We start from the raw sequence: 25,759 nt of genomic DNA, 5'->3' as shown, positions 1-25,759 counted from the left end.
TTCATTCCTGTGTCTCCTTGGCAAGGTGTTCGGCGCGGGCAGGGGCCAGGCCGATGTGATCCAGCATTCCCAGTACGCGGGCCAGCACGTCGCGTCGATACGCTTGTTGCTGGTCCACCGGGTATTCGTGAAAGCCTTGTCCGCTGCGCAGACCGTTGCGTCCACTTTCCATATAACGGGTGATGATGTCGGGTACGGCGTAGCGTTCCGGGTCCAGGTTCTGCGACAGGTATTGCCCGGCGTGATACAGAATGTCGTTGCCGCCGTAGTCGATGAACTCCAGCACGCCGATGCTGGCAAAGCGGAAACCCAGGCCGTAGCGGGTGGCCTTATCAATATCGGCTGCGCTGGCTACGCCTTCCTCAACCATGCGAGCGGCCTCGTTCATGATCAGGGTTTGCAGGCGTGGAACGATGAAACCGGGGTGGCAACCACAGACCACAGGCACTTTGCCGATGGATTCCAGATTGCTTTGCAGACGGCTCAAGGTCTGCTCGCTGGTGCCGGGGTGGGCACTGATTTCGACCAGTGGAATCAGGAATGCCGGGTTAAGCCAATGTGCGTTCAGGAAACGCTCGGGGTGGCTCAACATGGGGGCCAGATCGGAGGCCAGCATGGTGGAGGTGGTGGAGGCGATCAGCGCATCGGGCCGAGCCAGTTCGCCGATGCGTCCCAGTGCGTCGGTCTTGGCGTCGCGAGTTTCGGGCACGCCTTCGTAAATCAGATCGGCCTGGCCCAGCACTTGTGCTGCTTCGCTCAAGGGGGCGACGCTGATGCAGGCCAGGTAGCCGTCGATCTGCTCGGCGGCGAACATGCCCAGGTCGGCTAGCTGGTCCAGCGTGGCACGCAATTCCTGGCGTATTTCGGCTTCCAGACGGGCACTATCAGCAGGCTGACGGGGTTTGAAATCCAGTAAGGTCACGGCTTGGCCGCGCAGCGCATAGGCCAGGGCGATGCCCCGCCCCATGCGACCTGCGCCCACCGCAACGATACGTTTGATCGGGGCGGGCGCGTTCATCAGGCTCTCCCGGCTTGCAGCATCTCTTGCAGTTGCTCGCGGCTCATCGTGTCCAGACCCAGGCTGGCCAGTGTGCGTTGGCCTTGGCGCAAATCTTCACCCACGATGGCACCGGCAATCGCCAGCAAGCCTTTGGTGACGGGAGCATCTACACCGGCCCAGTCGGCTACCGAGGCAAAGAAGGCCAGACCCAGCATGGTGTCTTCACGCATGTAGCGGTGTTCGTGCAGGTCGATCTTCTCGCGCCAGTCGCCGCTTTTCACCAGCTTGGAGTGCGAGGAACGGTCGCCATACATCCACTGATCGTTTTCATAATGGTCGGACAGCGGGAAGTGCGGGGCACCGTAGCCCAGCGCTTCACGAATGCGCATGCGCTCATTGTCCAGTTGCGTGGTCACGGCACGGACCGAAGGCTGAGTGCCTTCGTTATGAATGTCCCAGGCCGGGAAGTGCTCCAGCGGACCTGCGTTCATCATGATCAGCGGTGGGTGGATGATGGGGCCGGCGTTCATCAGGGCACCGGACAGGGCATCTTCGCAGCGCTCCACGCTGGGGAACACTTTGCCAATCACCTCCAGGGCGTGGTCGGTATTGCGCGCGGGGTACACGCCGGTAGGCAGGCGGGTGGCGCGGGTGGTGATGTTGATGACGGTATCGCCATGTTTGCGAGCCAGCCAGGGCAGGGTGCCGGTTTCGGCCCAGCTGACATCGGCCTTGTTGCCGGTGCCGCGCACGATCTCGCTCATGATGAAGGAGCCAAAGGTGCCTGGGGGCAGAAATACGACCTGGCCGTCTGTCAGGTGCGGAGCCATGACGCGGGCAATATCGGTTTGGGCAATGGCGGGCGAAGGGATCAGTACCAGATCGGCACCGGCGATGGCCTCGCCAATATCAGCGCAGACTTTGGCAATGGGGATTTCGCGCTCGCCTGCTTCGTCTTTCAAGGTCATGACTGGACGGTCCAGCAAGGGCTGCAACTGGGCCGTATCACGACGCCATAAACGGACCTCGTGGCCCTGTTCGCTCAAGTCTGCCGCTGCTGCGTAACAACCGTGCCCGCCACCTAATACCGCTACCTTCATGTTTGTCTCCAATCTCTTTTTTTGATTTCTATGCACTTGCATATAAATACAGACTAAAAGAAGTTGAGGCCTAAAACAAGAGGATGAATGGGGGGAGTTACCCTAGGGCGGGAAAACTTGGATATGAAGTGAAAAGGCGCGTCATGCGCGCCGGGAGAACACGGCTAAGCCGCGCCACAAGCCAGTTCCAGGGCACGCAAGGTGGCTTGTGCCAGAACGTGGCCGTGGCCGGCTCCGGGCAGAACATGCAGATTCGCCTGCATGCCTTGGGCTTGCAAGTGCGCTTGGAGTTTTTGCATGGTGGGCAGGGTAGGCACACCATTTTTGCGTCCTTCCGGGCCCGCTGCCTGAGCGCTAAGCGGATACCAGGCCTCGGAGGCACCGGCCAGAATATCTACCAGCACCGGCTTGTCTACCCGCTCCAGCAAGGTCCAGATCAGGGGATCACGCCACCACAAGGAAGGGCTGGCGCACAGGTAGTGCTGAATGGGCAGGCTTTGCCGGCTAAGGGCATACAGCACGAACAGGCCAGCGTAGGAGTGGCCGTACAGGCTGATGCGCGAACGGGTCAGCGCAGGCTCCATGCTTTGGGCCAAGGCTAGCGCCATACGCACTTGTTCGATCATGGCAGGAGCGCCACCCGCCTGCCATTGGGGGACGCGTGGGTCTTCCCATAGAGCGCCGTCCGGGCTGGGCGGGGTGTAATCCAGAGCGCGATAACGTGTGATCTGATCGCGCTCGCCTTGGTAACCCAGCGACAGAATCGCGCAGTGCTGCAAGGCGGGGTGGCCGCTTTCTTCCAGCAAGGGCAAGGTCCACTGACCATCGAGCAGGCACAGCAAAGGCAGGGGGGCTTGTTCTGGCTTGCTGTCTGGCAGGCGTAGCAAGACGTGATGGGGATGGCCGCCCGCAGGCGGCAGTTCCAGTGGAATCAGGCGTGGCATGAAGGCTTAGGGGGCGGGCTTCAAATCAATCATGTAGGTGCCTTCCATCGGCACGGTCAGGAAGCGCTGGTTCACTTCTTCCAGTGTCTTCAAGGCCGATACGCCCTGAAAACGGTCGGGGTGAATCCAGGCCGCCAGAGCTTCGATAAAGATCATGTGCAAAGGCGAATCGTTGAAGGCATGCCAGATGCCGTGGCTATTGCCGGTGCGCACGGCTGGCAGGGCTTGCAGACGATTGCCGTCAATAATGCCTTGCAGGCTTTTACGAGCCTGGTCTTCGCTGACGCCTGTGCCAATAGCCAATCCGCCGGAGGTGGTGCGCTTGCCTGCGCCGGTGCCCGTAGCCACATAGACCACAGGCGCGCGGGAATTGATGTATTCAAAATTCAGCTTGCCGGTGGAGCTTTTCAGGACATCCGCGCCAATATTGTGGCCGCCTGCATAGCTGATCATGTCGTTAAAGGTGCCTGCGCCGGGCGAGTTGCAGCAGTCCGTGCTGCCTGCATGGGCATGCACAAAAACGGGCGGATGATCCTCCTTGGGCAGATCGGCCAGTCGCTGGGCAACGCCCTGCATGTGTTCTTCGTAGAACTGGATGAACTCGTCGGTGCGTTCTTTCTCACCCACGGCGTAGCCCAATGCGCGCAGGCTGGGTACGGTGTTCTCCAGCGGGTTCACAAAGAAGTCGATCACAATGACGGGCACTTTGGCGGCAGTCAGGCGCTGGATCAGGGCCGAGTCGCGTGTGTCCTGGCCGGGAGTCAGGCCCGCAAAGGCGGCCGTCAGCACGACCAGATCCGGACGCAGGGCCAAGGCCTGTTCGATCGAGAAGGTGTCTGCCGTATGGCGACCCACAATAGGGATATTGGCCAGTTGCGGGTAGCGCTTCAGATAGGTCTCGTACTCGTTGGAGAAGGAGGTTTTGAACTCGTCCGACCAGCCTGCAATCAGGTTTGCAGGCTCGGGGTGGACCAAAGCCAGTACCGGGAAGTGACGTGCCTGAGTCAGCACAATGCGTTTGGCGGGGCCAGGCAGGGTAACGGTACGACCCATGGCATCAGTAACTTCGATGGGCTGGGCCTGCACGCCCAAAGGCAAGAGCAAGGTCAGCGACAGCAGCAGGTGGCGCAGGATGTTCATGGGTTCTCCGAAGGTCACAGCACAGGCTCTTGCAGCCCGTCGATAATGATTTGCAAGGTGCCTTGCGAGCAGCTCTCCACGCGGGCGCGTACGCCATAAGCCTGGGCCAGCGAGTTGGGAGTAATCACCTTGGCAGGCTCGCCTTGCGCCAGCAGACCACCGCCTTCAATCATCAGCGCATAGTCACTATGGCGCAGAGCTACGTTCAGGTCATGCAGCACGATCAGGGTGATCAGATTGTTGTCGTGGGTTTCCTGGGCCAGCAAGTCCATCACGTGGAATTGATAGTTCAGGTCCAGAGCCGACAAGGGTTCGTCCAGCAGCAGCAGGGTAGGCTTGCGTATCAGGGCTTGCGCCAGGCCCACCAGCTGTTTCTGACCGCCCGAAAGCTGGTCCAGATAGTGCATGGACAAGTGCGCAATGCCCAGGCGTTGCAGGATGTGCATGATGTGCTCATGATCCACATCGCGGGCGTGGCCACCAGGGGCCGAGGCATTGGCCGCCACCAGTACGGATTCAAACACACGCAGGTGGACCGAGGCGGGCAGGGATTGGGGCAGGTACACCACTTTTTGGGCGCGCTGCTCGAAGCTGACGCCGCTCAGCTCCTGACCGTCCAGCAGGATCTCGCCGGTGGTGGGCTTGAGCAGCCCCGCCAGGGACTTGAGCAGGGTGGATTTGCCGCTACCATTGGGGCCCAGCAAAGCCACCAGTTGACCGGGCTGCAAAGGCTCGATGGTCAACTTGGACAGAATTTCGCGTTTGCCGTAAGACAGGCTCAGATCGTGGACTTCAAGCATGGTTCACTTTATTTGGCGTCGCAGCACAACGCCCAGGAAGAAGGGCACACCCACCAGCGAGGTGACAATGCCGACCGGAATAATGATGCCGGGCACAATGTTTTTCGAGGCAATCGAGGCCAGCGACAGAATCACCCCACCGACCAGTGCACTGCCGGGCAGGTAGAAACGGTGATCTTCACCAAACAGGCGGCGGGCAATATGCGGCGCAATCAGGCCCACAAAGCCGATGGTGCCCACAAAGGATACGGCCAATGCGGCCAGCAAGCTGATACGCAGCAAGGACACCAGGCGCAGGCGTGAGACATTGATACCAAAGCTGGTGGCGCGGTCTTCACCCAGACGCAGGGCGGTCAGTTTCCAGGTATCACGCAGCGACAGCGGCAGAATCAGCGCAAACACCGCCAGCATGATGCCGACCTTGCCCCAGGAGGAGCGCGACAGACTGCCCATGGTCCAGAACACCAGCCCTTGCAGGGCTTCGGCGCTGGCCACAAATTGCACCAGCGAAACCAGTGCATTGAAGGAGAACACCAGCGCGATACCAAACAGCACCAGGTTGGCGGTACTCATGGCGCCCCAGCGGGCCACCGCGTCCAAAAGCATGGCGGATAGCAGGGCAAAAATAAAGGCATTGGCGGCAATGGTCCAGGCTTGCGGAATGCCGGGAATCGACAGGTCCAGCACAATGGCCAGGGACGCGCCAAACGCCGCTGCCGAGGAAATCCCCAAGGTAAAGGGGCTGGCCAGCGGGTTATTCAAAATGGTCTGCATTTCCGCACCGGACAGGCCGAGTGCCAAACCAATGGCCATGGCCATCAAGGCATAAGGCAGGCGGATTTCCCAGACGATGACGCGGGTGGTCGGGTCGGACTGTTCCGGGTTGAACAGCGCATGGCTGAGTTCGCCCAGGCTAAGACCCGAGGGCCCCAACATGAAGTCGGCCACAATCGAGGCCAGAATCACAAGAACCAGGGCCCCAACAAGGAGCCAGCGACGTCTGAGGATGTGTTGATAGTTGGCCAGCGCAGGGGCCGGAACAGCAGATGTGGACATTAAGTGTCTGAATGATAACCGTTTACATAGAAAGAAAGTATAGTTCATCAGCCGGGCTTTGGCGCCCTTACCGCGATTCTTTTATGCAGCTTGAACATTTGGATTTTCTTTCCCCATTGGGCCGACAGTATCGTCTGACTTTGGCCTGGCCGGACGTGCCAGCGCCTGCGCAGGGCTGGCCATTGCTGTGCGTGCTTGATCTACCGCAATTTGAAGCGGTGCTGGCCACCTGTGAAAAGCAGGCTCCACAAGCCTGTGCCGTGCTGGGGATAGGTTATGGCGCGGAGGTCTGGCGCGATCAGGACTTCACCCCCGCGCTCAATGGAGAAGCGGGCCACGCGCCAGATTTTCTGGCCATGATGCAGGACGTTTTCTTGCCCTGGGCCTACGCACAGGCTCCTTTGAATGCGCAGCGGCGTTTGCTCTGCGGCCATTCCCTGGGTGGCCTGTTTGCCTTGCAACTGCTGTATCAACAGCCAGAATTGTTCGAGGCACTGGTGGTGTCCAGCCCCTCGGTCTGGTGGGGGGAGGGCTATCTGGCTCGACTGCTGGCCCAACCCTTGCCCAAAGCCGCTATGACGATGCCCGTACAGTTCTCCGTTGGCGAGTTCGAGCAAAGCCTGGGCCCGGCAGAGGAAGCCATGCCCGAGGACAAGCGCGAGCTGCGTCGTTTACGTTTGCAAGAGCGCCGCATGGTGGACGGCACCCGGGAGTTGGCACAGGCTTTGGCGCAGCAACAAGGTGGCGAGCCGCGTTTTCGCATCGTGCCGGGCTGTAATCACAGTCAGTCCGGTTTGGCAGCCTTGCCGCAAGGCTGTCTGGAATGGCTGGCTGAGTAGCCCTGTATCTTCTTGCCCACAAAGACGTTCAGCACGGTGATTGCCTGTATCCTCTGAACGTCTCCGAGCAGACCCGTATAATGCTGCTCATGCTTGCTTGAACCGGCTTTTCTGCCCTTCTCGTTCTCTTCTTCCCGTATTTTCAGGTCCCCGCCCTATGGCTGCGCGTCGCGCTTCGTCTGTTTCCGATTCTCCCGTTCCCACTCAAGCGGGCTTGCTGCTCCATCCCCAATGGCTGGATTATCCGCGTCTGGAAGGTGTGGCTCGTCAGGTCGCCAAGAAAGCGCGTTTTCAGGACCGGGCAGGCATACGACGCGTATGGCTGAAAGCCTGGCGCTTGCCGCAGGATGCCGCTTTTTTCAATCAGATCATCGCTGCCGAACTGGGCTTGAAGGATGCGGACCAGCGCCTGGAGTCCCAAGGGGTGCCTGAGGTTGTGATCCGTACCCTGCGTCTGCTCTATCAAATGAGTGCAGACAAGCTGGAGGCGGATGTTTATGAAGCCCTGCGTGAGCAACTGCTTGAACAGCGCGCTCAATTGGCCGGAGCGATTGCCTCCCAGTCCTTGCCTTTAAGCGAGAACTGGCCCGAAGCCGAGCGCGGCCCGCGCTTGCAGGCTTTGGTGCAGGCCTGGCAGTCCATGCCTTTGGCGCAGACCTATTTGTGGCAGTTACAGGCCGAACAGCGCGATCGCGAGCAACGCAGTCAGCGCTGGGAGCAGGCCCAAAAAGAACGTGAACAAGCGCGTCAAAAAGAACAAAACGACAAACAGCGCAAGTTCAATCAGGCCCAGGAGCGTTTGACAGCCTGGCTGAAAGAGCAAGGTTGCGAGCCGCAACGCATCACCCTGGAGGCCTTCGAGGGCCTGCAAGCCGGGGAACCTGCCCATTGGTTCATGACGGTGTATGGCCGCAATGCCAGTGCCGCTGTCCTGACCCAGGAGTTCAAGCTGGATGCCGAGCAGCAGGAGTTTCTGCTGCAAGCCCAGGCACAACGTCAGGAACGTCAGCGCGAGCAACGCCAGCAGCGTTGGGCCTGGGAGCAGGAGTGCATAGGCTCGGAAGAGACCATGGCCTTGCTGGGTATTACCCGGCAGGAATACGAGCTGTGGCTGGCTGATCGCCGCTTGCCCAGTACCAAGCTGGAAGTGCGGGGTGGAACCGTTGGCGGGCGTGATCGTGTCGCCCATCACCCGGATTTATTAGCAGCGATTGATCAAAGCCAGATTGAGCAATGGCGCGAGCAATACGCCAGCAGCTTGAGCAATCGTGAACGTGCGCAGTACCAGCGAGCGGCTGACCGTGCGCGCACACAATGGCGTCAGCAACAAGTGCTGAACCAGATCAAGAAGCAAGAAGCGTGCGATTACGAAATTGACCCGGAAGATCCCTTGCGCCTGTGGTGGCATAAGGACTTGTGGCTGGCGGTGAATGTGCCCGTAGCGGGCGAGCGTCAGCACTGGCGCGCCAATGTTCGTATGCAGGCCGCCGTGCCTTTGCCACGTACCGGCTCGGAGCTGGATCGATTGCCCGCTCGTGTTTCGGTCTTGTTCAACACGGCAGCTCAAAACCGTCTGTCCCAGCGTCTGGAAGATTCGCTGGATGCGTTTTTGCAAACCCAGCGCCCCCTGATTGATGGCTCGTCCTTTCTGGAACTGGCCAAAGCCTTGCGCATGGCTCTGGAAGAGGGCATCGAGCAAAAGGAAATCGAGGCCGGGGATTTTGAAAAGCGTCTGCTCAATGGCCCGGTGCGCCGCATTCTGGAAAGTGTGGAGCAGCAGCGCGCTCAAGATTTGATGCGCTTGGGCGACTTCCCGGAAATGTTCAGCCTGGCCCGAGGCATCCGCCGCCATCTGGTGTTCCGTTTGGGCCCGACCAATTCGGGCAAGACGCACGAGGCCCTGGAAGCTTTGATGGAAGCCCGATCCGGCGTGTATCTGGCCCCACTGCGACTGCTGGCCATGGAAGTGCGCGATCGCCTGATGAATGCTGGTATCCCTTGCAATCTGGTGACGGGCGAAGAGCGCGTGATGGTGCCCGGTGCCCAGCACACCGCCTGCACGGTCGAGATGATGGACCCCACGATGGAAGTGCGTGTGGCCGTCCTGGACGAGATTCAAATGTTGCAAGACGAGCAGCGCGGTTGGGCCTGGACGGCAGCCCTGGTCGGTGTTCCGGCCCGTACCCTGTTTGTCTGTGGTGATGCTTCCGTCCTGCGTCCGTGCGAGCGTCTGGTGCGCTCCATGGAAGAGACCATGGAGCTGGAATTTACCGAACGCAAAACCCCGCTGGAGGTCATGCCTTATCCGGTAGACCCGCCGCGAGCAACAGGCAAGCAAGGGCGTCATGAAGCGCCGTGGCGGGGGCGCAAAGATCGTCAGCGTGAAGCTCAGGGTGTTTCCAAAGGCGACGCGGTGGTGGCCTTTACCCGTAAGGACGTCCTGACGCTCAGTGCTCGTTACCGCGCCCAAGGCTGGAAAGTCGCCACCATTTACGGCGCGCTGGCTCCTGAAGTGCGCCGCACCGAGTCCGAGCGCTTTTCTCAAGGCGAGGCCGATGTGCTGGTAGCCACCGATGCGATTGGTATGGGCTTGAACCTGCCGATTCGCCGCGTCCTGTTCTCTACGGTTCACAAGTTTGACGGCCGCTCCATGCGAGCCTTGAACGCAACCGAAGTGCGCCAGATTGCCGGACGGGCAGGCCGCTATGGCTTGTACCCCAAAGGCTATGTGGGGGCGATGGACAAGCAGGATCTGAACCATATTCGTACCCAATTGCAAAGCGACGCCCCCAGCGTGGATTTGCGTTTGCCCATTGCACCCAGCCCCGAGCACGTGCAGGCGCTGGCCTCTTTACTGGATAACAACAATATCGGCGCTGTGCTGCAGTACTTTGCGCAGAAAGTGGCTTCCGATAGCCCCTTGTTTCAGACAGCGGGTTTGAAAGACGCCATCGAGCTGGGCTTTTGTGTAGACCGCCTGGCTCCCAAGCTGGATTTACGCGAGAAGTTCACCTTTGCCTGCGCGCCGGTGTCCGTGGATAAGGATACGGAGCTGGATTACTTCAAGCGTTGCCTGTCCGCCTATGTGGCACAACGCCCCATGGCCTTGCCACCGGCGCCGTCCTGGCTGAAATCCGCCAGCCCCTCCCGCCTGGAAGACGCCGAATTGCTCAGCAAGCAGATCAGCCTTTATGCCTGGTTCAGCATGAAGTTCCCGCAAGTGTTTGACCAAGGCCCGTGGTTGCCGGAAGTGCGCTCCCAGGTCAGCCGCTTTATTGAGCGCAGCCTGCTGCATCAAAGCGGTTTCGGACAGACCAGCCGCGAGGCTTTTGGTACGCCGTCGCCGGGCAGACGCTGATCTTTTTTTCAGACAAGTGGCTACCGGGCCAGCTAGCATGAAAGCGGCTTGGCTCGATCCGCTTTATATCGTTTGATACACTATGCCCCGTGCGGACGTGTCCGTACGGTCCGGTTAAGGGGTACCATGCCCCTATCCCTGCGCTGATTCTGGCGCCCTCCCTGTTTTCCAAAGCTATCTATGAATTACCGCAAGCTGACCTTGGTGTTGGCGGCGTTGGCGATGCTGGGGCCTTTTGCTACCGATGCCTATCTGCCGTCATTTCACCGTATCGGTGTTGAATTTTCCGTTGACCAGTCAATGGTTCAGCAGACCTTAAGTCTGTATCTGTTTGGTTTTGCCTTCATGAGCCTGTTCTGGGGCATGTTGTCCGACAGCTTCGGGCGGCGTCCCGTGATTCTGGCCTCCCTGATCCTGTTTCTGATCGGGTCCGTGGGCTCGGCGCTGGCCCCCAGCTTTTCCTGGCTGTTGTTCTTCCGTTTGATCCAGGGCTGTTCGGCAGGTGCCGGGCGTGTCGTCGGTCAGGCCCTGGCGCGCGACTGTGTACAAGGGGTGCAAGCTCAGCGCTTGTTTGCCCACATCACGATGGTCTTCAGTCTGGCCCCGGCGCTTGCACCGGTCATGGGCGGCTATTTAAGTAGTTATTCGGGCTGGCGCTCGGTGTTCTGGATGCTGACGGTGCTCAGTATTGCCCTGATTGCGCTGTGCTGGCGGCAACTGCCTGAAACCTTGCCCGTGGCCTCGCGCCAGCCCTTGAAGCTGTGGGTGATTCTGGCCAATTACGCACGGGCCTTGAGCAATGGTCGCTTCGTGCTGGCGATCTCCGCCATTGCCTGTGCGTTTGGCGGCTTTGCCTTGTACATTTCGTCGGCGGCCAGCTTTGTGATTGGTGTGCTGGGTCTGACAGAAACCGCCTTTGCCTGGCTGTTCCTGCCCTTTATTGGCGGTATGTTGGGTGGCTCTATTCTGAATGCCCGCTTTGCCGAGAAGCTGGCTCCGGCACGCATGATTCGTCTGGGCCTGTCCCTTATGCTGGCTGGCGCGGCGTTCAACACCGTGTACAACCTCCTGTTCCAGGCTGAAGTGCCGTGGGCCGTGATGCCGATTTTTGTGTACGCCTTTGGCATGTCCATGGCCTTGCCGGGCATGACGGTGGTGACCTTGGGCACCTTCCCCACCATGCGCGGCCTGGCTTCCTCGGTACAAAGTGCCTGGCAAATGCTTTTGTTCGCCACCGTTTCCGGTGTGGTGGCTCCGCTGCTGTTCGATAGCGGCTTGTTGTTGGCCTTGGGCATGTTGTCGGCGGCTGCCTTGTCGGCCGGATTCTGGTGGTGCAGCCAGTTCCGTTCCAAATCGACCGAGGCTTCCGCCTAAGCCCTATCAGGATCGGGCGCTGCTGTCAGCGTCAGCGCGTTGAGCCAGGCTTGGATTGTTTTCCTGAGCGCCACTGTGATCTGCAGTGGCGCTTTTGCTTTCAGCCGCCGCAGGCACGGAAGGCGTAAACCATTGCACCAAGCCCATACCAGCCAAAATCAGCAGCACGCCTAGAATGCGTCCCATATGTACCGGGCGTGGGGTCAGGCCCATCAAACCGTAGTGGTCGATCAGCATGGAGCTGAGCATTTGCCCGGCCACCACACAGACAATAAAGCTGGCGGCGCCCATGCGTGGCGTCAGAATCAGGGCGGCGCTGATGTAAATGACCCCGCCAACGCCACCGGTCCATACCCACCAGGGGGCATGCGCCAGTTGCGCGGTCAGGGGAGCGGGGGCGCGCATCAGCCAGATCGTGGGCAGCACCAGAGCCGCACTGATACAGAGCGACACCAGTGTGGCCCAGAGCGGATGCCCCAGGACCTTACCCAGAACGGCATTGCTGGCAGCTTGAAACGGCACGGCCGAACCGGCAAAGACAGCCACCAACATACTGAACAAAGCGGGACCGGGCATGAGCGTATCTCCATAAGAATCAAAGCTCTATCTTGCACTATTCGCAATTCTTATTGAAATTAATAGTGTGCACAGTCATTATTCGTTCTATGGATGAACTGCGCCGTATAGACCTGAATTTGATGCTGAGCCTGCATGCCTTGTTGACCGAGCAGCATGTGACGCGGGCTGCCCAGCGTCTGCATAAAAGCCAGCCTGCCGTCAGTCATGCCTTGGCTCATTTGCGCCAAGTGTTCAACGATCCTTTGTTGATACGCCGCGGTTCTCGCTTGGAGCTGACCGCGCTGGCCTTGCAGTTGCAGCGTCCTCTGGAGCAGGCTTTGCAGCAGCTCAATGGCCTGCTGGATGCGGGTGGCTTTGATCCAGCCAGTGAACAACGTGAATTTCGCTTGGCCATGTCGGATTACGGCGCGCAAATTGTCTTGCCACCGTTGATGCGCCGCCTGCGTCGTGACGCACCGGGTATTCGGCTGGCGGTCAGCCAGGCCAGCCGGGAAGCCATGCAGGGTCAGCTGCGGGATGGCGAGATTGATCTGGCCTTGAGCGTGTTCTCGGAAATTCCGGCCGGCTTGCAGGCGCAGACCTTGTTTGAGGAACACCTGATCTGCATTGCGGATCGGGCCAGTCTGAGCGGCGGGCAAGCCCCTGCTCTGGAAGAGTGGTTGCTGCGCCCGCATGTGTTGCTGGCCATGCGTCCGGGAGGGGAAAGTGAGGTCGACAACGTCCTGAATCGGCTCGGTCTTAAACGGCAGATTGCCTTGTCCTTGCCGCATTGGAGTGCGGCAGCCCAAGTCCTGGCGGGCACGGACCTGATTTTGACGGTGTCCAGCCGCAGTGCCGAGCACTTGCGCGAACAGGCCGAACTGGTGTTTTTCCAGCCTCCCCTGCCCATTCCCTCGGTCTTGTTTCAGCAAGTCTGGCATAGCCGTCGCCACGCGGACCCGGCTCATGTCTGGCTGCGCCAGCAGTTGATGCAGTGCTGTTAAAGCCCGTCTTTACTCTTTATGACGGGCTATGGCTTGACGATAGGGCCTGCAGTTTCCGACAATTTATGTTTACTTTTGAATTCTCGTTTTTATCCGTTTAAACGGATGGATAAAACGTTTTGGATTGCGTTTGGCAGTCCCTGTGTAGTGCTTTTTGAATTGATTGTTGATGAACCCTGCTAATGCCTTGAATCTGGATGAAGACACCTTGCACAAGGAGGCACGAGCCTGGGTCAGCCGCCTGAAAACGTCCTCGCTGACCTCTCGTCAGGCTCGGGAGCTGCGCCGCTGGTGTGGGCGCAGTCCTTCTCATGCATCCGCTTTTGCGCACGCGCGCGAAATGTGGGATGCCATGCCCCAAGATCGTGAAGATTGGCTGCGCGAAGCCAAGTTGATGAAAAAACGTGGCCACCAGCCTTTGCGTCGCGCCTTGCTGGGCGGTTTGCTGCTGGGTGGTGGCCTGTATCTGGTCGCCAAGCCTCCTATGCAGTTGTGGCCTTCCTTGGCTGATTTGCGTGCTGACTATCGCACGGGTGCGGGCGAGCAGCGGCGCGTGCAGTTGCTGGACCATGTCTGGCTGGATATGAATACGCGCAGTCGCCTGAACGTCGGTGACGACCCGCATCTGGGTCGAATTGTGGCTTTGCTGGATGGGGAAGTGGAAGTGCGACAGTCCGAGCGCTCGGCCTCGGTGTGTACGGTGTTTGCGGGTGCTGGCTCCATTCAGACCTTTAATGGCCGTACCAATATCCGCTATCTGGATGGCAAAACCGAAGTCACCTGTTTGTCCGGCAGTGCGCAGGTGGATTTTGGTGGACAGGGATATCGGCTGGCTGCCGGTGAGCAACTTGTTTACGGTCGCCATGCGATCAGCTCGGTGCAGACAGTTGCGGCGGAGGATTTCCCGTCCTGGCGTCAGGGCCGTCTGACTTTTCATGAGCAGCCTTTGTCGCAGGTGCTGGCCGAGCTGAACCGCTATTGGTCAGGACATTTGATTTTGCGAGACGCCACGTTAGGCCCTGTCTTGGTCAGCTTTGCCGTCAGTCTGGATAACTTGCCTGAGGCGCTGGACATTTTGCAGCAGTTATATGGCGTGGCGGTGACGCGCTTGCCTGGCGGAATCGCGCTTTTGAGTCGTGCTTGATTGAAAAAAGCCCGCTTTGCAGCGGGCTTTTTCTTACTCCTGTGTCTGCTCGGGTTCCTGCAAGCGGCTGACGTGCACCGTTGCAATACGACGCTGGCTGACTTCGGTAATCTCGAAGCGCAAGCCGTCTGCTTCAACGACCGTCCCTACCGTGGGCAGGGAGTCCAGACGCTCCAGCAGGAAACCGGCCACGGAATTGAAGCTGCTGTCTTTCAAAAGCAGGTCGTCCGCTTCCACGGCTTGGGCCAGCAAGAGCAGGTCTATGCTGCCATCCACTTGCCACAGATTGGGGCCAATCTGCTGAATGGCGGGTTGTTCGTCCTCGTCGGGGAACTCGCCGGCAATGGCCTCCAGAATGTCGATGGGGGTCAGCAGGCCTTCAATCGCGCCGTACTCGTCCGTTACCAGCACGAACTGGCCATTGGACTGCTTTAACATGGCAATCGCGCTGAGTACATCGGTGTGTTCGTGAACGATGATGGGTTCACGCAGATCCGGCCACAGTTTGACTTGCGGGTAATCGTCCAGATCGGCCAGCAAATCCTTGGCGCGAGCCACACCCACCACCTGGTCCAGATCGCCCTGGCACACCGGCAAGAAGCTGTGTGGGGTGGAGCGCAGTTGCTGGCGCAAGGTATCGGCGGAGTCCTCGATATTGAGCCAGGTAATTTCCTGACGAGGCGTCATCAAGGAGCGAATCGGGCGTTCGGCCAGGCTGAGCACACCGCTGACCATATTGCGCTCTTCGGTGCGGAAAGCCTGCTCGTCCAGTTCCAGCTGACCCTCGTTGCCGTTGTCGTCCTTGTCTTCATTCTTGCGGTTGCTCAGCATGCGCAGTACGGCTTCCGCGGTACGGTCACGCAAAGGACGGCGTGACTGCGAGCGCTGCAGGCTGCGGCGGGCAATCTGGTTGAAGAACTCGATCAGGATGGAGAAACCAATGGCCGCGTACAGATAGCCCTTGGGGATCTTGAAGCCCAGGCCTTCGGCGGTCAGCGTCAGGCCAATCATCAGCAAGAAGCTCAAGCACAGCACCACCACGGTGGGGTGGTTGTTCACGAAGGTGGTCAGTGGCTTGGAAGCCCAGATCATCAGCGCAATCGAGATAATGACGGCTGCCATCATGACGGGCAGTTGATCCACCATCCCCACGGCAGTAATCACCGCGTCCAGCGAGAACACGGCATCCAGCACCACAATTTGGGCTACCACGACACCAAAGCTGGCATAGGCCTTGTTGGTGCTGGAGTGATGATCGCCACCTTCCAGACGCTCATGCAGTTCGCTGGTGGCCTTGAACAGCAGGAACAGACCGCCCAGCAGCAGGATCAGGTCGCGCCCGGAGAAGCTGAGCGGGCCAATGGAGAACAGTGGCGTGGTCAGGGTGACCAGCCAGGAGACGATAGTAAGCAGACCCAGGCGCATGATCAGCGCCAGCGACAGGCCGATCAGGCGAGCACGGTCGCGCTGATGCGGGGGCAGTTTATCGGCCAGAATCGCGATAAAGATCAGGTTGTCGATGCCGAGAACAATCTCCAGCACCACCAGAGTTAATAAGCCGACCCAGATGCTGGGATCGAGTAGCCATTCCATGATGTTGTCCTGTTAGACAGATAAATAAGTGCAAAAAAGCAAAGAAGCAGGGCGCCGCGGCGCGTCAGGCGTCAGACGCGGGGCGGGCGGTGCTCCGGGGCAAATTCGCAGCAAATTGCTGGCAGGGAATAGGTCGGACAAGCCGATGGCCAGGCATGCAGCCAGAAAGACTGAACCGGGCAAGGCAAGGGGGTATCCGCGTGATCGGCGTACTGTTGCATGGGCGTGTGCGCCAAAATGGCGCTGAGCTGATGCAAAGGATGATTGGCGGATGAGACACGGCGTTCCGCAGACTCGGCTGTATCGGATTCGTGTTGAGCGAATAAAGCCGATTGACCACCTTGCACGGTTGCGTGGTAGTGGGAGCTGTAAGCCTGCAGGGGAAGAATAAGAAGCAAGACGACGACGAACCAGCGTCTCATAGTGTCTAAGGGAAGTCGATGACGGTTCAGTATATCGTATGCGGGCTGGCTCAATGCAAGTGTGCTGTGATGATGGATGGTCAGGTCGGGGTGGCAGGGGCCGCCATCGGGGCGCGTGGCAGCTTGGAAATAGTAGAGGGAAAGCTCAGCCCAGGCAGCCAAACCGGCCCTGATCAAAGTCGGCAATTGCCTGGGTAATTTCCTGTTGTGTATTCATCACAAAAGAGCCGTAGGTCAAAACGGGCTCATCAATGGGCTCGCCGCCCAGCAACAGCAGCTGGGTGTCGCTTTGGGCGTTCAGCCGGACAGTCCGGCCTTCCAGGCTTAGCAACACGACCTGAGCGGGGCGCACTCGCGTTTGCTGGTTCACTTGTACTTCGCCGCTTCGCACCAGCAAGCTGGTGTTCCAGCCCTCGGGCACCTGAAAACAGGCTTGATGCCCGGCCTTGATCTGTATGTCCCACAACAGGAGCGGGCTGTGATGCCGGGCCGCGCCGGGCTGCTCCCGGTATTGCCCGGCAATCACTCGTATCTGTCCGGCCTGATCGGGCAGGACCAGAACGGGAATGTCTGCGCTGGGCAGAGACTGCTGGCTGGGTGGCAGAGTTTTCGCACAAGCAGGCAGGTTGATCCATAGCTGCACCATTTCCCAGGTACCACCCTGACGGGCGAACGGCTCGGAGTGGCTGGCCTGATACAGCAGGCCGGAGGCCGCACTTAGCCATTGCACATCGCCCGGACCCAGAGTGCCGCTATGACCGCTGGAGTCGCGATGCTCCAGCTCGCCCTGATACACCAGCGTGACGGTTTCAAAGCCGCGCTGCGGGGAGCCATGGACCTTGTGGCGACGGCTACGGGCCGGGTAGGGGGTGGGAGCGGCATAATTCAAGCGCAGAAAGGGGCTGTGCCGGTCCGCGTGGTCCTGATGGCTGAACAAGGTACGCGCCGCCAGACCATCGTCACCCGCCAAAGAGGGGCATGGACTGAGGATGCTGACGACCTTTTTCATGGCATGGATTCCGATTGAAAGCGCATGCCTTCAAGGATAGGGGCGAAACCCCGCTATGATTAGCCCCCGCTATTGCAAAACTGTATTGCTTGGGCGGGCTGGACGAATGTGAGCAATTAGTAACCAAATTAACAAACGTAATCTTCCTGACCGCGCTAGCATTAGCGCACTTTGTTACGTAGAGAGTGGAATGGGGCAGGCTTTTCAGGCCTTGAGCGTCTGGCAGGTAATGGGCGTGGGCTTATTGTTCTTCGGCGGCATTTACGTGCTGTTTGCACTGGGCACCTTGGCGCTGACACATTGGCTTTTACCTGCCTTGGGTTGGGGACGCCCCCTGGACACGCGCCCCTTGCGCCCAGGCCAACTGCGCCGGGAACTGAAGCAATCCGGCACGGCCATTCTGATTTTTGGCACCGGCATGATTTTCCCCTGGGGTTTTTTGCAGCTGGGCTGGGCGCATTTGACGCCTAATGCCAGCGCGACCCGCATTGTTCTGGAAATTCTGGCTCTGGTGATCTGGAACGACGTGCATTTCTGGATCAATCACCGTCTCTTGCATACCCGCTGGTTGCGCCGTTATCACGGCCCGCACCATTCTTCCGTTGTGGTGACGCCGTTCTCCACCTACAGTTTCCACCCGCTGGAGTCGATCATGCTGGGCAATGTGATTTTGCTGCCCATGGTCGTGCATGACTTCAGTTTCTGGTCGCTTTTGTCCGTGCCCTTGTTCAGCCTGTTTTTCAACAGCATCGGCCACTCCAATTACGACTTTTTCCCCCATGTCTCCAGCCGCCATTGGCTGGCGGCCAGCCGTCGTCACCAACGCCATCACGCGCAGTACAACGGTAATTACGGTTTTCAATTCAGCTTTATGGATCGCCTGTTTGGCACCCGCTTGCCCGATCGCCCCGAGGAGGCGCGGGGATGAGCGCTGCGTGGCGTTTGCGTCAGCCGCGCGATTGGCAAAGCCTGCTGTACCTGATTGCCTATCCTTTGTTGGTGGTCGTGCTGTGGCGGGGCGGTTTCTCCTGGATTCTGTATGGCTTGCTGCTGTTCCTGACGCTGGGCGTTGGAGTCATCAACCACAACCATCATCATCTGCGCATGTGGCGGGGTCGTCTCCCCAATCGCTTGACGGACTTCTGGCTGACCCTGGTACAAGGCCATCCCGCTTGCGTGTTCTGGCCTGCCCATGGGCGTAATCATCACCGCTATAAACATGGTGAAAAAGATGTGGCCCGCACCTACCGCTTCTGGCGGGGCGACACCAACGACACGCTGGGCTGGCTGATGCACCCCTTTGAGGCCGTGCCTGCGCTGTACCCCACAATTTTTGGCTGGCTGGGTAGCCTGCGCCGTCATTGGCCGGGCGTCTGGGCCTATTGCATGGCGCAGTACGGCGTGTGGCTGGGAAGCTGGGCGCTGGCCCTGGCGCTGGACCCGGTAAAAGGCTTTTTGTACGTGATCCTGCCGCAGCTGCACGGTTTGCACTGGCTGCTGACCACGAATTATCTGCAACATGCCCATGCTGATGGCAGCCATGAGGGCCGTCATGGCGAGCAGCTAGCCTATGCCCGCAATTTCGAGGGCCTGGTCAATCCCTTGCTCTTTAATATCGGCCTGCATGTGGCCCATCATGAGCATTCGCGTACGCACTGGTCCGAGCTGACCTGGCTGCACGACACCGAATACCGAGCCCGCACCCCGGACGCCTTGAACGAAGGGGGGCTGGTGCCTTATATGCTGCGCGTTTTTGTGCTGGGCCTGTTCATGCCCCGCTACCGCAGTCAATCCTTGAACGCCGTGGGCCAGACGGAGCGTCGGCGTGATTCCGTGTAATCAGGAGTATTTCTATGCCCGTGGCCTTTGAGCACGTTGTTATCCATCAGGCCCAGTGGTTTATGCCCGGAGAGCCGGTCGATAACACCGCAATGGATAACTTTATTGCCCCCTTGAATCGTATTTCGGGGCGCATCAAGCAACGCATTCTGGCCGAGAACGGTATTCAGCAGCGCTACTACGCCATTGGTGAAGATGGCAGCACGCGCTGGAGCAATACGGCCATGGCCGCCAATGCCGTGCGTGCGTGCCTGGAGCAGGCGGGTTTGAGCATGGCGGACGTGAGCTTGCTGGCCAGCGGCTCCTCGGGCGGGGATTTGTTGATGCCCGGCTTTGCCAATGCCATTCAAGGTGAATTGGCCGCTCCTCCACTGGAGGTGCATTCGGTCCACGGAATTTGCGCCGCTGGCGTGACCGCCTTGCAGGCCGTTGCCCAGGGGATCGAGCTGGGTGCGCACCGTCACGGCATGGCCGTGGCCAGTGAAATGCCATCGCGCTTGTTCCGCCGATCGCGCTTTGCCTCGCAAGGCTATCAGGCTGACTTTGACTCACACTTCCTGCGCTGGATGTTGTCCGATGGTGCGGGCGCGGCCTTGTTAAGTCATCAAGATCAGGTTCTGCCCACAACGCAGCCCGGCGTCCGCCTGCGCCTGCGCTGGATTCATCAAAAATCCTTCTCGGGTGATTACCCGGTTTGCATGCAGCTGGGAGCAACGCGTGATTCCACCCGCAGCCATCTGGATTACGACTCCTGGGCCGAGGCCGAGCAAGACGGTGCCTTGTCCCTGCGCCAGGACATTCGCCTGCTGCCGCATCTGTTCGACATCGGCATACATGAATACGTAAAACTGGTGCGCGATGGCTGGGTAGACCCCGAGCGCATCAGCCATTTCCTGTGCCATTACTCCTCCGAAAAATTCATCCCCGTGGTGGCAGATTTGCTGGAACAGGCTGGCCTGGGCATTCCTGCCGAGCGCTGGTATAGCAATCTGCGCTGGCGCGGCAATACGGGCGCAGCGTCCATTCTGATCATGCTGGCCGAGTTCATGCGCGACCGGACCTTGACGCCCGGCGAGCAAATCCTGTGCTACGTGCCCGAGTCTGGCCGCTTCATGACGGCCTACATGCTGCTGGAAGTGGAAGCCTGCGATGCCCCCGCGGCGGCTGTGTCTTACCCGTCTGCCAAACAGTCGGCTCCGGCCTCGGTGGATCAGGTGGATATTGCCCCTCCGCATGACCCGGCCACAGCCCCGCAGGGTTTGCGCGATCTGCTGACGCAATTGGCCCCCATCTGGCACGACTATCGCTCCCAAGTGTGGCGTACGCCCTTGCTGCGCAGCCTGCACGACGGTTCGATCTGCATGCAGGATTATCAAAAGTGGATGGCAGACTGGATTCCCCAGGTACGTGAAGGCGCCAAGTGGATGCGCGAAGCGTGCGATTCCCTGTCGCCCACCTATGCTCCGTTGGCCGAGCTGATCCGTTTGCACGCCGGTGAAGAACAGGACGACTTCAAGATCCTGTTCGAGGACTATCAGCATGCCGGTGGTACCGCGACCGAGATCGAGCAACTGAGCCGTAATCCCGGCGGTCAGGCCTTGAACTCATATCTGCATGCGCTGGCGGCCAGCCAGGACCCGATTGGCTTGCTGGGTGCGATTTATATTATCGAAGGCACCGGCCAGCGTATTGTTCCGGCCTTGTTGCCTTTGCTGAAATCCTCGCTGTCGCTCGAACCGAATATGTACCGTTTCCTGCACTACCATGGCATGAACGACGAGCATCACCTGGCCCGCTGGCTGGTGGCGGTGGAGCTGGCTCTGGATTGCGATGAAACAGGCCGCGCCGAGCAGATTATTATTGAAACCGCACGTCGTACCGCCGCTCTGTACCTGATGCAGTTCCAATACGCGAAAGAGTTTTAAGTCATGGATCAAATCCCGGATTTTTTAAGCAAGCCGCACGACCCCCAGGACCCCAATCCCTGGCGGGCCTTGTATCTGGATCGCAGCACGCCCTTGCCCGATGAGGTCAAGCAGGCCTGGCTGGCCGACTCCAGCTCTTCATCGCGCCAATACCTGTTGCCCTTCCTGCGGCCATTGGCACGCCTGATGATTATCGTGATTCAGGTCGTTAAAACCTTTTTGCCGCGCAAATGGTCGCATTCGGGGCTGTTGCATCGCATTCTGGTCTGGGGCTTGAAGCGCTTTGTCTCGCCACAGGCCAACTGGCTGATTCTGCGTCACTTCCATTTGGGATCACAGGTGCTGGCCTTTATCGCGGCCAATTCGCCCACCCAGGTGCCGACTACGCCGCTCACGCCCATGAACATCGACGAATTGCGCGATCACACCTTTGTGAAGCACGATTTGAATCTGTTCAATTTCGTGATCCGGCTCAATCAGACCTTGCGGGACAATAATCAGGAAATCGGCCCGCCGCAGCGCGTGGATTTCTCCATGATCCAGCCCGTGCCTTTGGCGCTGGACGATATGCCGCAAGGCCCGCTGAACAAGATGGATCTGCAAAGCGCCATCGAACTGTTCACGCCCCTGTACCAGTTGCTGCTGACTGATAACGACTTCTGGCGTGCGGCCAATTCCCTGCAGCTGGACGAGACCATCGGGATTTACGCGGCCAAGATTTTGCAGGCACCCGAGCATTTGATTCTGGTGAACAATGGTCACCCCTTGGTGCCCATGTCGACCTTGCGAGCAGGTTACCGTTTGGTGCTGCACGGTCTGTCTACAGAGATGCTGCATAGCTTGCTCAATCAGATGAAGCAGGCGCAAGCGCAGGCAGAGGGGGCTCAAACACCGGATTTGGGGCAGGGCGATAGTTCGGTTTCTGCCGAGATGTAAAAACAAAAACGGCTCATGCATGAGCCGTTTTTCTATTGGGCACATGGCCCATTTCCAACCATGCTGTTGGCTACTTTCTGAGACTTAGTTGCGCTTGGTATAGGCCATGTACAGCTCATGAGCACGGGTTTCAATCGGGCCGCGGGCGTAGTGGCGATCGTCAATGCGATTGCAGTGCAGGACCTTGCCGTTATTGCCGGTGCTAAATACTTCATCGGCATCCAGTACGTCTTGTGGTGTCAGGCTGGCTTCACGTACCTCAATTCCGTCGTCGCGCAGCAGCTGCATGACACGCTGGCGGGTAATGCCATTCAGGAAGGTGCCGTTCAGCGCCGGGGTCAGGGCGACGCCGTCACGCACAATCCATAGATTGGCAACAGCAAACTCGGCCACCTTGCCCTTGGAGTCCAGCACGATGGCGTTGTCAAAACCGCGTGCGCCGGCATCACGCAAAATACGCTGGGTGTTGGGATACAGGCAGGAGGCTTTGGCATCGGTAGGAGCCATGGACGGATCAGGGCGCAGGAATTCGCTGAAGGTCGCGCTAAAACCGCTGTCAGCAGGCAGTGGGGATTCAAAAATATGAATTGCCAGCTGGGTGGTGGCCGGGTCGGGCAACAAGAAGCCGCCGGGTGCGAAATACAACAGCTTGATGTAGTAGTCCGTAGTGTGAGACAGCTTTTTCAGGCCCTCGCGCACCAGGTCCACGGTTTGCTGCGGCGTCATCACGGGCTCCATGCCCAGGGTGAGGGCAGAACGGTTCAAGCGCTCGCAGTGCAGGTCCAGATCCGGAGTATGGCCTTGAATAGAACGGGCACCGTCAAAGACCGTGGTGGCCATCCAGAACGCATGGTCGGTCGCGCCAATCAAAGGTGCGCTGGTGCTATTCCATTGACCGTTGGACCACGTGATTTCATTTTTACTCATGGGGCTTTCCTCCTGGTTTTGTTGGGACGTAGTGGCAATTTATCTTGTCGTTGTACTATTTCCAACACACATAATAGAGAGCAAAAAACGACTTGAGGTGGTGTCAGCGTGCTATCTGATATTTACAAAACATATAACTGGACGCTGGCCGAGCTGCATGCTTTCTGCCTGATCTGCGAATGTCAGAACCTGAGTCAGGCCGCGCTGCGTATCGGGATCAGCCAGTCGGCTATTTCCCTGATGGTGCAACGTTGGCGACAGGCGCTGGGTGATCCTTTGTTTGTACGGGCGCGCTATGGTGTGGCACCCACGCAGATCGCCATTGCACTGCGCGAAAAACTGCAACCGTTGCTGGAAGAAGTGGGCATTGCCTTGACGCAAACCCAAGGCTTCAATCCTGCTCAGTCTACGCGTGTTTTCAAGGTCCATATGACGGATATCGGCCAACTGGTTTTTTTGCCGGGGCTGAACAATTTTGTCGCCAAACACGCGCCAGGTATTCGCCTGGTCATCAAGAATCTGGGCTGGGAATCGCTGGAAAGTGGTTTGAGTTCGGGCGAGATTGATCTGGCGATTGGCTCTTTGCCCATGATTAAAGGGCGAGTGCATTCGCGCGTGTTCCGCCACGAGCGTTATGTGACGGCCATGCGCAAAGGCCATCCCCTGGCCAGAAATGAGCTGGATCTGGAAGCCTTTGTGGCGGCTGATCATCTGGCCATTGATGCCACCAGCAGCGGGCATTCTCTGGTGGAAAACACCCTGCGCTCCCTGGATATGCGGCGCAATATCAGCCTGACGATTCCCCACTATCTGGCTGCGGAGCAGATTCTGGTTAACAGTAATTATTTGCTGACCGTGCCCAATGTGGCCGTTCTGTCTTTCCAGGACCCTGCCGCCTTGTGCATTGTGCCTACGCCGCTGGCTCTGCCCAGCTTTGATGTGCGCGTACATTGGCATGAGCGCAGTCGACAGGACGAAGGCGTGCGCTGGTTGCGCACGGCCATTTCGGATTTGTTCGGGCAGCGTTAAGTCTATTTGTTGATGGCGATGCGGTTTGCACAAGGGCTGTACATGGTTTGTGAGGGCCGTCGTTCAGCACCTTGCCCATTTGGCTATCAAGCAAATTTCAGCACGGCTTCCAGCTCGTGCTCCCCATAGGTGCCGCCTGTCAGCTCAAAGCCCAGTTTCGAGTAGAACGCTTCCGGGCTGCCTTCACCTCGGCTATAGCCTAGCCGAATTTCCTTGTAGCCCTGGTACTTCAGATCATGGATCAGCAGTGCAATTGCTTTGCGCCCGAAACCCAGGTTTTGGAAGGGGGCTGCAATCATGAAACGCCATAAAAAGGCACCAGGATACAGAATGCCTTCGTCATGGTCGGCACCGATATGCAGCATGATAAAGCCCACCAGGGTGTCATTAGCGTAGATGGCACGGAACCAGGCATTCTCGGAAAAGTGAGCCTCTGCAATGGAGGTGCCATTGTCGGCAATCATGCTGCGCTGTGCGGGAGACAGGGTCTCGCTTAGCTCACATACCTCGTAGACGGTTTGCGAGTTGATGCGACGAAAAGAGACGGTGGCGTCTTTGGAAACGGTTTGTTCACTCATATGAATTCAAGGTTTCATGTTCAGCTAAAAGGCGCTCGGTTCAGGCGTGCTTGGACCCGTAGGTGATGCGTCGTAGAACCGCCTCCAGTGGGCCACGTCCCCAGCGCTGGGCGATCAGGCCTGTCAGACTCATGGCCAGTAAAGCCAGGCCAATGGAGATCAATAACAGTGCTGCATTCCCAAAGGAGTCAAACAGATCCAGGCCATAGCTGCTGAAAACAAGACCCGCCAGAATGCCTTGGCTGACATAGGCGCTCAGTGAATTGCGGCCTGCCTCAATCAGTACATTGGGCAGGCTGAGCCATTGTCCGCAACGCAGCAGCAGGTACAGATACACCGTGGCTAGCAAGGGCGCGCCGATGGCGATGCTGAACAGACCCGTCAGCCCCATCAGGTTTTCTTCGTTGGCCACGGAGGCGCTAAAGAAGTTGATCGCCAAAGCCAGTGGCAGGAGCCAGGGCAGGGCGCGCCCCAGCTTTTGTTGTCCGGCGCTATGGGCTTCAAAGAAGTTGCTCTTGGCCGCGGCCAAGCCCATCAGCATGGCTCCAAAGGCCAGTGGACCCTGGTACAGAAACAGGAAGGCAAAGGACTCCGGCCATTCGCTGATGCGTGCCAGCGTTGCCTCGGAGAAGGCACCGCCCAGGGAGTACACCGGGGCCATGTCTTCGCTACCGGCCAGCAGATAAGCGATCAGTGCCAGGCTGACAATTTCCACTAGCACCATCAACAACGCCACCTTGATCAATCCGCGCGGGGAGAGCTTGCGTAGCGGCCAGATCAGCACACCCAGCACCGAGTAAAGCAGCAGGATATCGCCGGTAAAAACCAGCGTCGCGTGCAAGCAACCCAGCACGGCCAGGCCGAACATGCGGCGGAAGTAGCGGCTGCTGAGGGGGACGCCAGCACGTTCGGCAGAGCGTGCCTGGATTTCTATACCCCAGCCAAAAATCAGCGAGAACAGCAGGAAGAATTTGCCCTGAAACAGAAATTCGATCAGGAAGGCAGCCATGTGGTCATAGGAGGAGGATGTGGCTGTCGGGCCACTGTCGCTCAGTGCCAGATAGGGCAGGTTCACCACACAAATACCGATCAGGGCAGCGGTGCGAATCAGGTCGATGGAGGAGTTTCGAGAAGCCGTAGACATGGATGTTTATTGATTGAGCGCTTGTTCAATGCCATAATAT

General features: G+C 58.8%; 23 protein-coding genes. 10 read left to right on the top strand and 13 right to left on the bottom strand.

Features of this window, described 5'->3' with window-relative positions:
- Position 1: 1 nt before the first annotated feature.
- The 6 genes from M2Q46_RS12460 to M2Q46_RS12435 form a co-directional block, all read right to left on the bottom strand.
- Complete coding sequence (locus tag M2Q46_RS12460; protein WP_257112875.1) at positions 2–1,018, bottom strand: 3-hydroxybutyryl-CoA dehydrogenase; 1,017 nt, start codon at positions 1,016–1,018, stop codon at positions 2–4.
- A complete protein-coding gene (locus M2Q46_RS12455; protein WP_083054348.1) occupies positions 1,018–2,100 on the bottom strand; it encodes an NAD/NADP-dependent octopine/nopaline dehydrogenase family protein in 1,083 nt (360 codons plus the stop codon). Before M2Q46_RS12455 ends, M2Q46_RS12460 begins: the two co-directional genes overlap by 1 nt.
- Positions 2,101–2,264: 164 nt before the next feature.
- Positions 2,265–3,044: an alpha/beta hydrolase gene (locus M2Q46_RS12450; RefSeq protein ID WP_302357339.1), complete on the bottom strand. Its 780-nt coding sequence runs from the start codon at positions 3,042–3,044 to the stop codon at positions 2,265–2,267.
- A 6-nt stretch (positions 3,045–3,050) separates the two neighbouring features.
- Positions 3,051–4,184: an ABC transporter substrate-binding protein gene (locus M2Q46_RS12445; protein ID WP_302357338.1), complete on the bottom strand. Its 1,134-nt coding sequence runs from the start codon at positions 4,182–4,184 to the stop codon at positions 3,051–3,053.
- 14 nt (positions 4,185–4,198) lie between these two features.
- Positions 4,199–4,984 (bottom strand): ABC transporter ATP-binding protein, encoded by a 786-nt coding sequence (locus tag M2Q46_RS12440; protein WP_021447071.1) that lies wholly within the window; start codon positions 4,982–4,984, stop codon positions 4,199–4,201.
- 3 nt (positions 4,985–4,987) lie between these two features.
- The gene (locus M2Q46_RS12435; protein WP_302357337.1) at positions 4,988–6,040 is read right to left on the bottom strand and encodes an iron ABC transporter permease; all 1,053 of its coding nucleotides are present in this window, start codon (positions 6,038–6,040) and stop codon (positions 4,988–4,990) included.
- Between the two features lie 98 nt (positions 6,041–6,138).
- Here M2Q46_RS12435 and M2Q46_RS12430 point away from each other — a divergent pair, with 98 nt between their 5' ends.
- The 3 genes from M2Q46_RS12430 to M2Q46_RS12420 all read left to right on the top strand — a co-directional run bounded on the left by M2Q46_RS12430 (position 6,139) and on the right by M2Q46_RS12420 (position 11,611).
- On the top strand, positions 6,139–6,879 hold the full coding sequence (locus M2Q46_RS12430; protein ID WP_302357335.1) for an alpha/beta hydrolase: 741 nt from the start codon (positions 6,139–6,141) through the stop codon (positions 6,877–6,879).
- Positions 6,880–7,036: 157 nt separating this feature from the next.
- Positions 7,037–10,237: a DEAD/DEAH box helicase gene (locus M2Q46_RS12425; protein ID WP_302357334.1), complete on the top strand. Its 3,201-nt coding sequence runs from the start codon at positions 7,037–7,039 to the stop codon at positions 10,235–10,237.
- Between the two features lie 180 nt (positions 10,238–10,417).
- Positions 10,418–11,611: a multidrug effflux MFS transporter gene (locus M2Q46_RS12420; RefSeq protein WP_060186123.1), complete on the top strand. Its 1,194-nt coding sequence runs from the start codon at positions 10,418–10,420 to the stop codon at positions 11,609–11,611.
- Positions 11,612–11,617: 6 nt separating this feature from the next.
- On the opposite strand, the gene M2Q46_RS12415 is transcribed toward M2Q46_RS12420, so the two are convergent.
- Entirely contained in the window at positions 11,618–12,187 is a 570-nt protein-coding gene (locus M2Q46_RS12415) for a DMT family transporter (RefSeq protein ID WP_247966100.1), read from the bottom strand.
- Positions 12,188–12,276: 89 nt separating this feature from the next.
- Between M2Q46_RS12415 and M2Q46_RS12410 the strand changes: the two genes are divergently transcribed.
- Both M2Q46_RS12410 and M2Q46_RS12405 read left to right on the top strand, forming a co-directional pair.
- On the top strand, positions 12,277–13,173 hold the full coding sequence (locus tag M2Q46_RS12410) for a LysR family transcriptional regulator (protein WP_060186125.1): 897 nt from the start codon (positions 12,277–12,279) through the stop codon (positions 13,171–13,173).
- A 169-nt stretch (positions 13,174–13,342) separates the two neighbouring features.
- Positions 13,343–14,317 (top strand): FecR domain-containing protein, encoded by a 975-nt coding sequence (locus M2Q46_RS12405; protein ID WP_060186126.1) that lies wholly within the window; start codon positions 13,343–13,345, stop codon positions 14,315–14,317.
- A gap of 33 nt (positions 14,318–14,350) precedes the next feature.
- On the opposite strand, the gene M2Q46_RS12400 is transcribed toward M2Q46_RS12405, so the two are convergent.
- From M2Q46_RS12400 to M2Q46_RS12390, 3 genes are all read right to left on the bottom strand, one after another.
- Positions 14,351–15,910, bottom strand: a complete 1,560-nt coding sequence (locus M2Q46_RS12400) for a TerC family protein (RefSeq protein WP_021447067.1) — start codon at positions 15,908–15,910, stop codon at positions 14,351–14,353.
- A 71-nt stretch (positions 15,911–15,981) separates the two neighbouring features.
- Positions 15,982–16,332: a hypothetical protein gene (locus M2Q46_RS12395; RefSeq protein ID WP_302357332.1), complete on the bottom strand. Its 351-nt coding sequence runs from the start codon at positions 16,330–16,332 to the stop codon at positions 15,982–15,984.
- A 145-nt stretch (positions 16,333–16,477) separates the two neighbouring features.
- Positions 16,478–17,341, bottom strand: a complete 864-nt coding sequence (locus M2Q46_RS12390; protein ID WP_302357331.1) for a pirin family protein — start codon at positions 17,339–17,341, stop codon at positions 16,478–16,480.
- Between the two features lie 190 nt (positions 17,342–17,531).
- Between M2Q46_RS12390 and M2Q46_RS12385 the strand changes: the two genes are divergently transcribed.
- Genes M2Q46_RS12385 through M2Q46_RS12370 form a run of 4 tightly spaced genes read left to right on the top strand, consistent with a single transcriptional unit; the run spans position 17,532 to position 22,041 of the window.
- Positions 17,532–18,269, top strand: a complete 738-nt coding sequence (locus M2Q46_RS12385) for a sterol desaturase family protein (protein ID WP_083054332.1) — start codon at positions 17,532–17,534, stop codon at positions 18,267–18,269.
- Positions 18,266–19,180 (top strand): fatty acid desaturase, encoded by a 915-nt coding sequence (locus tag M2Q46_RS12380; RefSeq protein ID WP_302357330.1) that lies wholly within the window; start codon positions 18,266–18,268, stop codon positions 19,178–19,180. The genes M2Q46_RS12385 and M2Q46_RS12380 overlap by 4 nt, the downstream gene beginning before the upstream one ends.
- Before the next feature lie 14 nt (positions 19,181–19,194).
- The gene (locus M2Q46_RS12375; protein WP_302357329.1) at positions 19,195–21,105 is read left to right on the top strand and encodes a beta-ketoacyl-ACP synthase III; all 1,911 of its coding nucleotides are present in this window, start codon (positions 19,195–19,197) and stop codon (positions 21,103–21,105) included.
- A gap of 3 nt (positions 21,106–21,108) precedes the next feature.
- Positions 21,109–22,041, top strand: coding sequence for a hypothetical protein (locus M2Q46_RS12370; RefSeq protein WP_251196428.1), 933 nt, complete (start codon positions 21,109–21,111; stop codon positions 22,039–22,041).
- 84 nt (positions 22,042–22,125) lie between these two features.
- Here M2Q46_RS12370 and M2Q46_RS12365 read toward each other — a convergent pair whose 3' ends face one another.
- The gene (locus tag M2Q46_RS12365; protein WP_302357328.1) at positions 22,126–22,968 is read right to left on the bottom strand and encodes a branched-chain amino acid aminotransferase; all 843 of its coding nucleotides are present in this window, start codon (positions 22,966–22,968) and stop codon (positions 22,126–22,128) included.
- A gap of 108 nt (positions 22,969–23,076) precedes the next feature.
- Between M2Q46_RS12365 and M2Q46_RS12360 the strand changes: the two genes are divergently transcribed.
- Positions 23,077–23,997 carry a LysR family transcriptional regulator gene (locus M2Q46_RS12360; protein ID WP_302357327.1) on the top strand — a complete coding sequence of 307 codons (921 nt, stop codon included), beginning with the start codon at positions 23,077–23,079 and terminating at the stop codon, positions 23,995–23,997.
- Between the two features lie 86 nt (positions 23,998–24,083).
- Here M2Q46_RS12360 and M2Q46_RS12355 read toward each other — a convergent pair whose 3' ends face one another.
- The gene (locus M2Q46_RS12355; protein WP_203145175.1) at positions 24,084–24,575 is read right to left on the bottom strand and encodes an N-acetyltransferase; all 492 of its coding nucleotides are present in this window, start codon (positions 24,573–24,575) and stop codon (positions 24,084–24,086) included.
- Positions 24,576–24,615: 40 nt separating this feature from the next.
- Positions 24,616–25,719 (bottom strand): DUF418 domain-containing protein, encoded by a 1,104-nt coding sequence (locus M2Q46_RS12350; protein ID WP_302357326.1) that lies wholly within the window; start codon positions 25,717–25,719, stop codon positions 24,616–24,618.
- Between the last annotated feature and the right edge of the window lie 40 nt (positions 25,720–25,759).

It is taken from the genome of Alcaligenes sp. YSL9 (assembly GCF_030515105.1).
Lineage (GTDB): Bacteria > Pseudomonadota > Gammaproteobacteria > Burkholderiales > Burkholderiaceae_B > Alcaligenes > Alcaligenes phenolicus.
The sequence above is the reverse complement of the archived record's forward strand: the minus strand, read 5'-3'. Positions and strand labels throughout refer to the sequence as shown.

What these genes read in the sequence shown, in the direction of transcription:
- M2Q46_RS12460 (WP_257112875.1), bottom strand. Translation starts at nt 1,018, where the DNA reads ATGAACGCGCCCGCCCCGATCAAACGTATCGTTGCGGTGGGCGCAGGT.
- M2Q46_RS12455 (WP_083054348.1), bottom strand. Translation starts at nt 2,100, where the DNA reads ATGAAGGTAGCGGTATTAGGTGGCGGGCACGGTTGTTACGCAGCAGCG.
- M2Q46_RS12450 (WP_302357339.1), bottom strand. Translation starts at nt 3,044, where the DNA reads ATGCCACGCCTGATTCCACTGGAACTGCCGCCTGCGGGCGGCCATCCC.
- M2Q46_RS12445 (WP_302357338.1), bottom strand. Translation starts at nt 4,184, where the DNA reads ATGAACATCCTGCGCCACCTGCTGCTGTCGCTGACCTTGCTCTTGCCT.
- M2Q46_RS12440 (WP_021447071.1), bottom strand. Translation starts at nt 4,984, where the DNA reads ATGCTTGAAGTCCACGATCTGAGCCTGTCTTACGGCAAACGCGAAATT.
- M2Q46_RS12435 (WP_302357337.1), bottom strand. Translation starts at nt 6,040, where the DNA reads ATGTCCACATCTGCTGTTCCGGCCCCTGCGCTGGCCAACTATCAACAC.
- M2Q46_RS12425 (WP_302357334.1), top strand. Translation starts at nt 7,037, where the DNA reads ATGGCTGCGCGTCGCGCTTCGTCTGTTTCCGATTCTCCCGTTCCCACT.
- M2Q46_RS12420 (WP_060186123.1), top strand. Translation starts at nt 10,418, where the DNA reads ATGAATTACCGCAAGCTGACCTTGGTGTTGGCGGCGTTGGCGATGCTG.
- M2Q46_RS12415 (WP_247966100.1), bottom strand. Translation starts at nt 12,187, where the DNA reads ATGCCCGGTCCCGCTTTGTTCAGTATGTTGGTGGCTGTCTTTGCCGGT.
- M2Q46_RS12410 (WP_060186125.1), top strand. Translation starts at nt 12,277, where the DNA reads ATGGATGAACTGCGCCGTATAGACCTGAATTTGATGCTGAGCCTGCAT.
- M2Q46_RS12405 (WP_060186126.1), top strand. Translation starts at nt 13,343, where the DNA reads ATGAACCCTGCTAATGCCTTGAATCTGGATGAAGACACCTTGCACAAG.
- M2Q46_RS12400 (WP_021447067.1), bottom strand. Translation starts at nt 15,910, where the DNA reads ATGGAATGGCTACTCGATCCCAGCATCTGGGTCGGCTTATTAACTCTG.
- M2Q46_RS12395 (WP_302357332.1), bottom strand. Translation starts at nt 16,332, where the DNA reads ATGAGACGCTGGTTCGTCGTCGTCTTGCTTCTTATTCTTCCCCTGCAG.
- M2Q46_RS12390 (WP_302357331.1), bottom strand. Translation starts at nt 17,341, where the DNA reads ATGAAAAAGGTCGTCAGCATCCTCAGTCCATGCCCCTCTTTGGCGGGT.
- M2Q46_RS12385 (WP_083054332.1), top strand. Translation starts at nt 17,532, where the DNA reads ATGGGGCAGGCTTTTCAGGCCTTGAGCGTCTGGCAGGTAATGGGCGTG.
- M2Q46_RS12380 (WP_302357330.1), top strand. Translation starts at nt 18,266, where the DNA reads ATGAGCGCTGCGTGGCGTTTGCGTCAGCCGCGCGATTGGCAAAGCCTG.
- M2Q46_RS12375 (WP_302357329.1), top strand. Translation starts at nt 19,195, where the DNA reads ATGCCCGTGGCCTTTGAGCACGTTGTTATCCATCAGGCCCAGTGGTTT.
- M2Q46_RS12370 (WP_251196428.1), top strand. Translation starts at nt 21,109, where the DNA reads ATGGATCAAATCCCGGATTTTTTAAGCAAGCCGCACGACCCCCAGGAC.
- M2Q46_RS12365 (WP_302357328.1), bottom strand. Translation starts at nt 22,968, where the DNA reads ATGAGTAAAAATGAAATCACGTGGTCCAACGGTCAATGGAATAGCACC.
- M2Q46_RS12355 (WP_203145175.1), bottom strand. Translation starts at nt 24,575, where the DNA reads ATGAGTGAACAAACCGTTTCCAAAGACGCCACCGTCTCTTTTCGTCGC.
- M2Q46_RS12350 (WP_302357326.1), bottom strand. Translation starts at nt 25,719, where the DNA reads ATGTCTACGGCTTCTCGAAACTCCTCCATCGACCTGATTCGCACCGCT.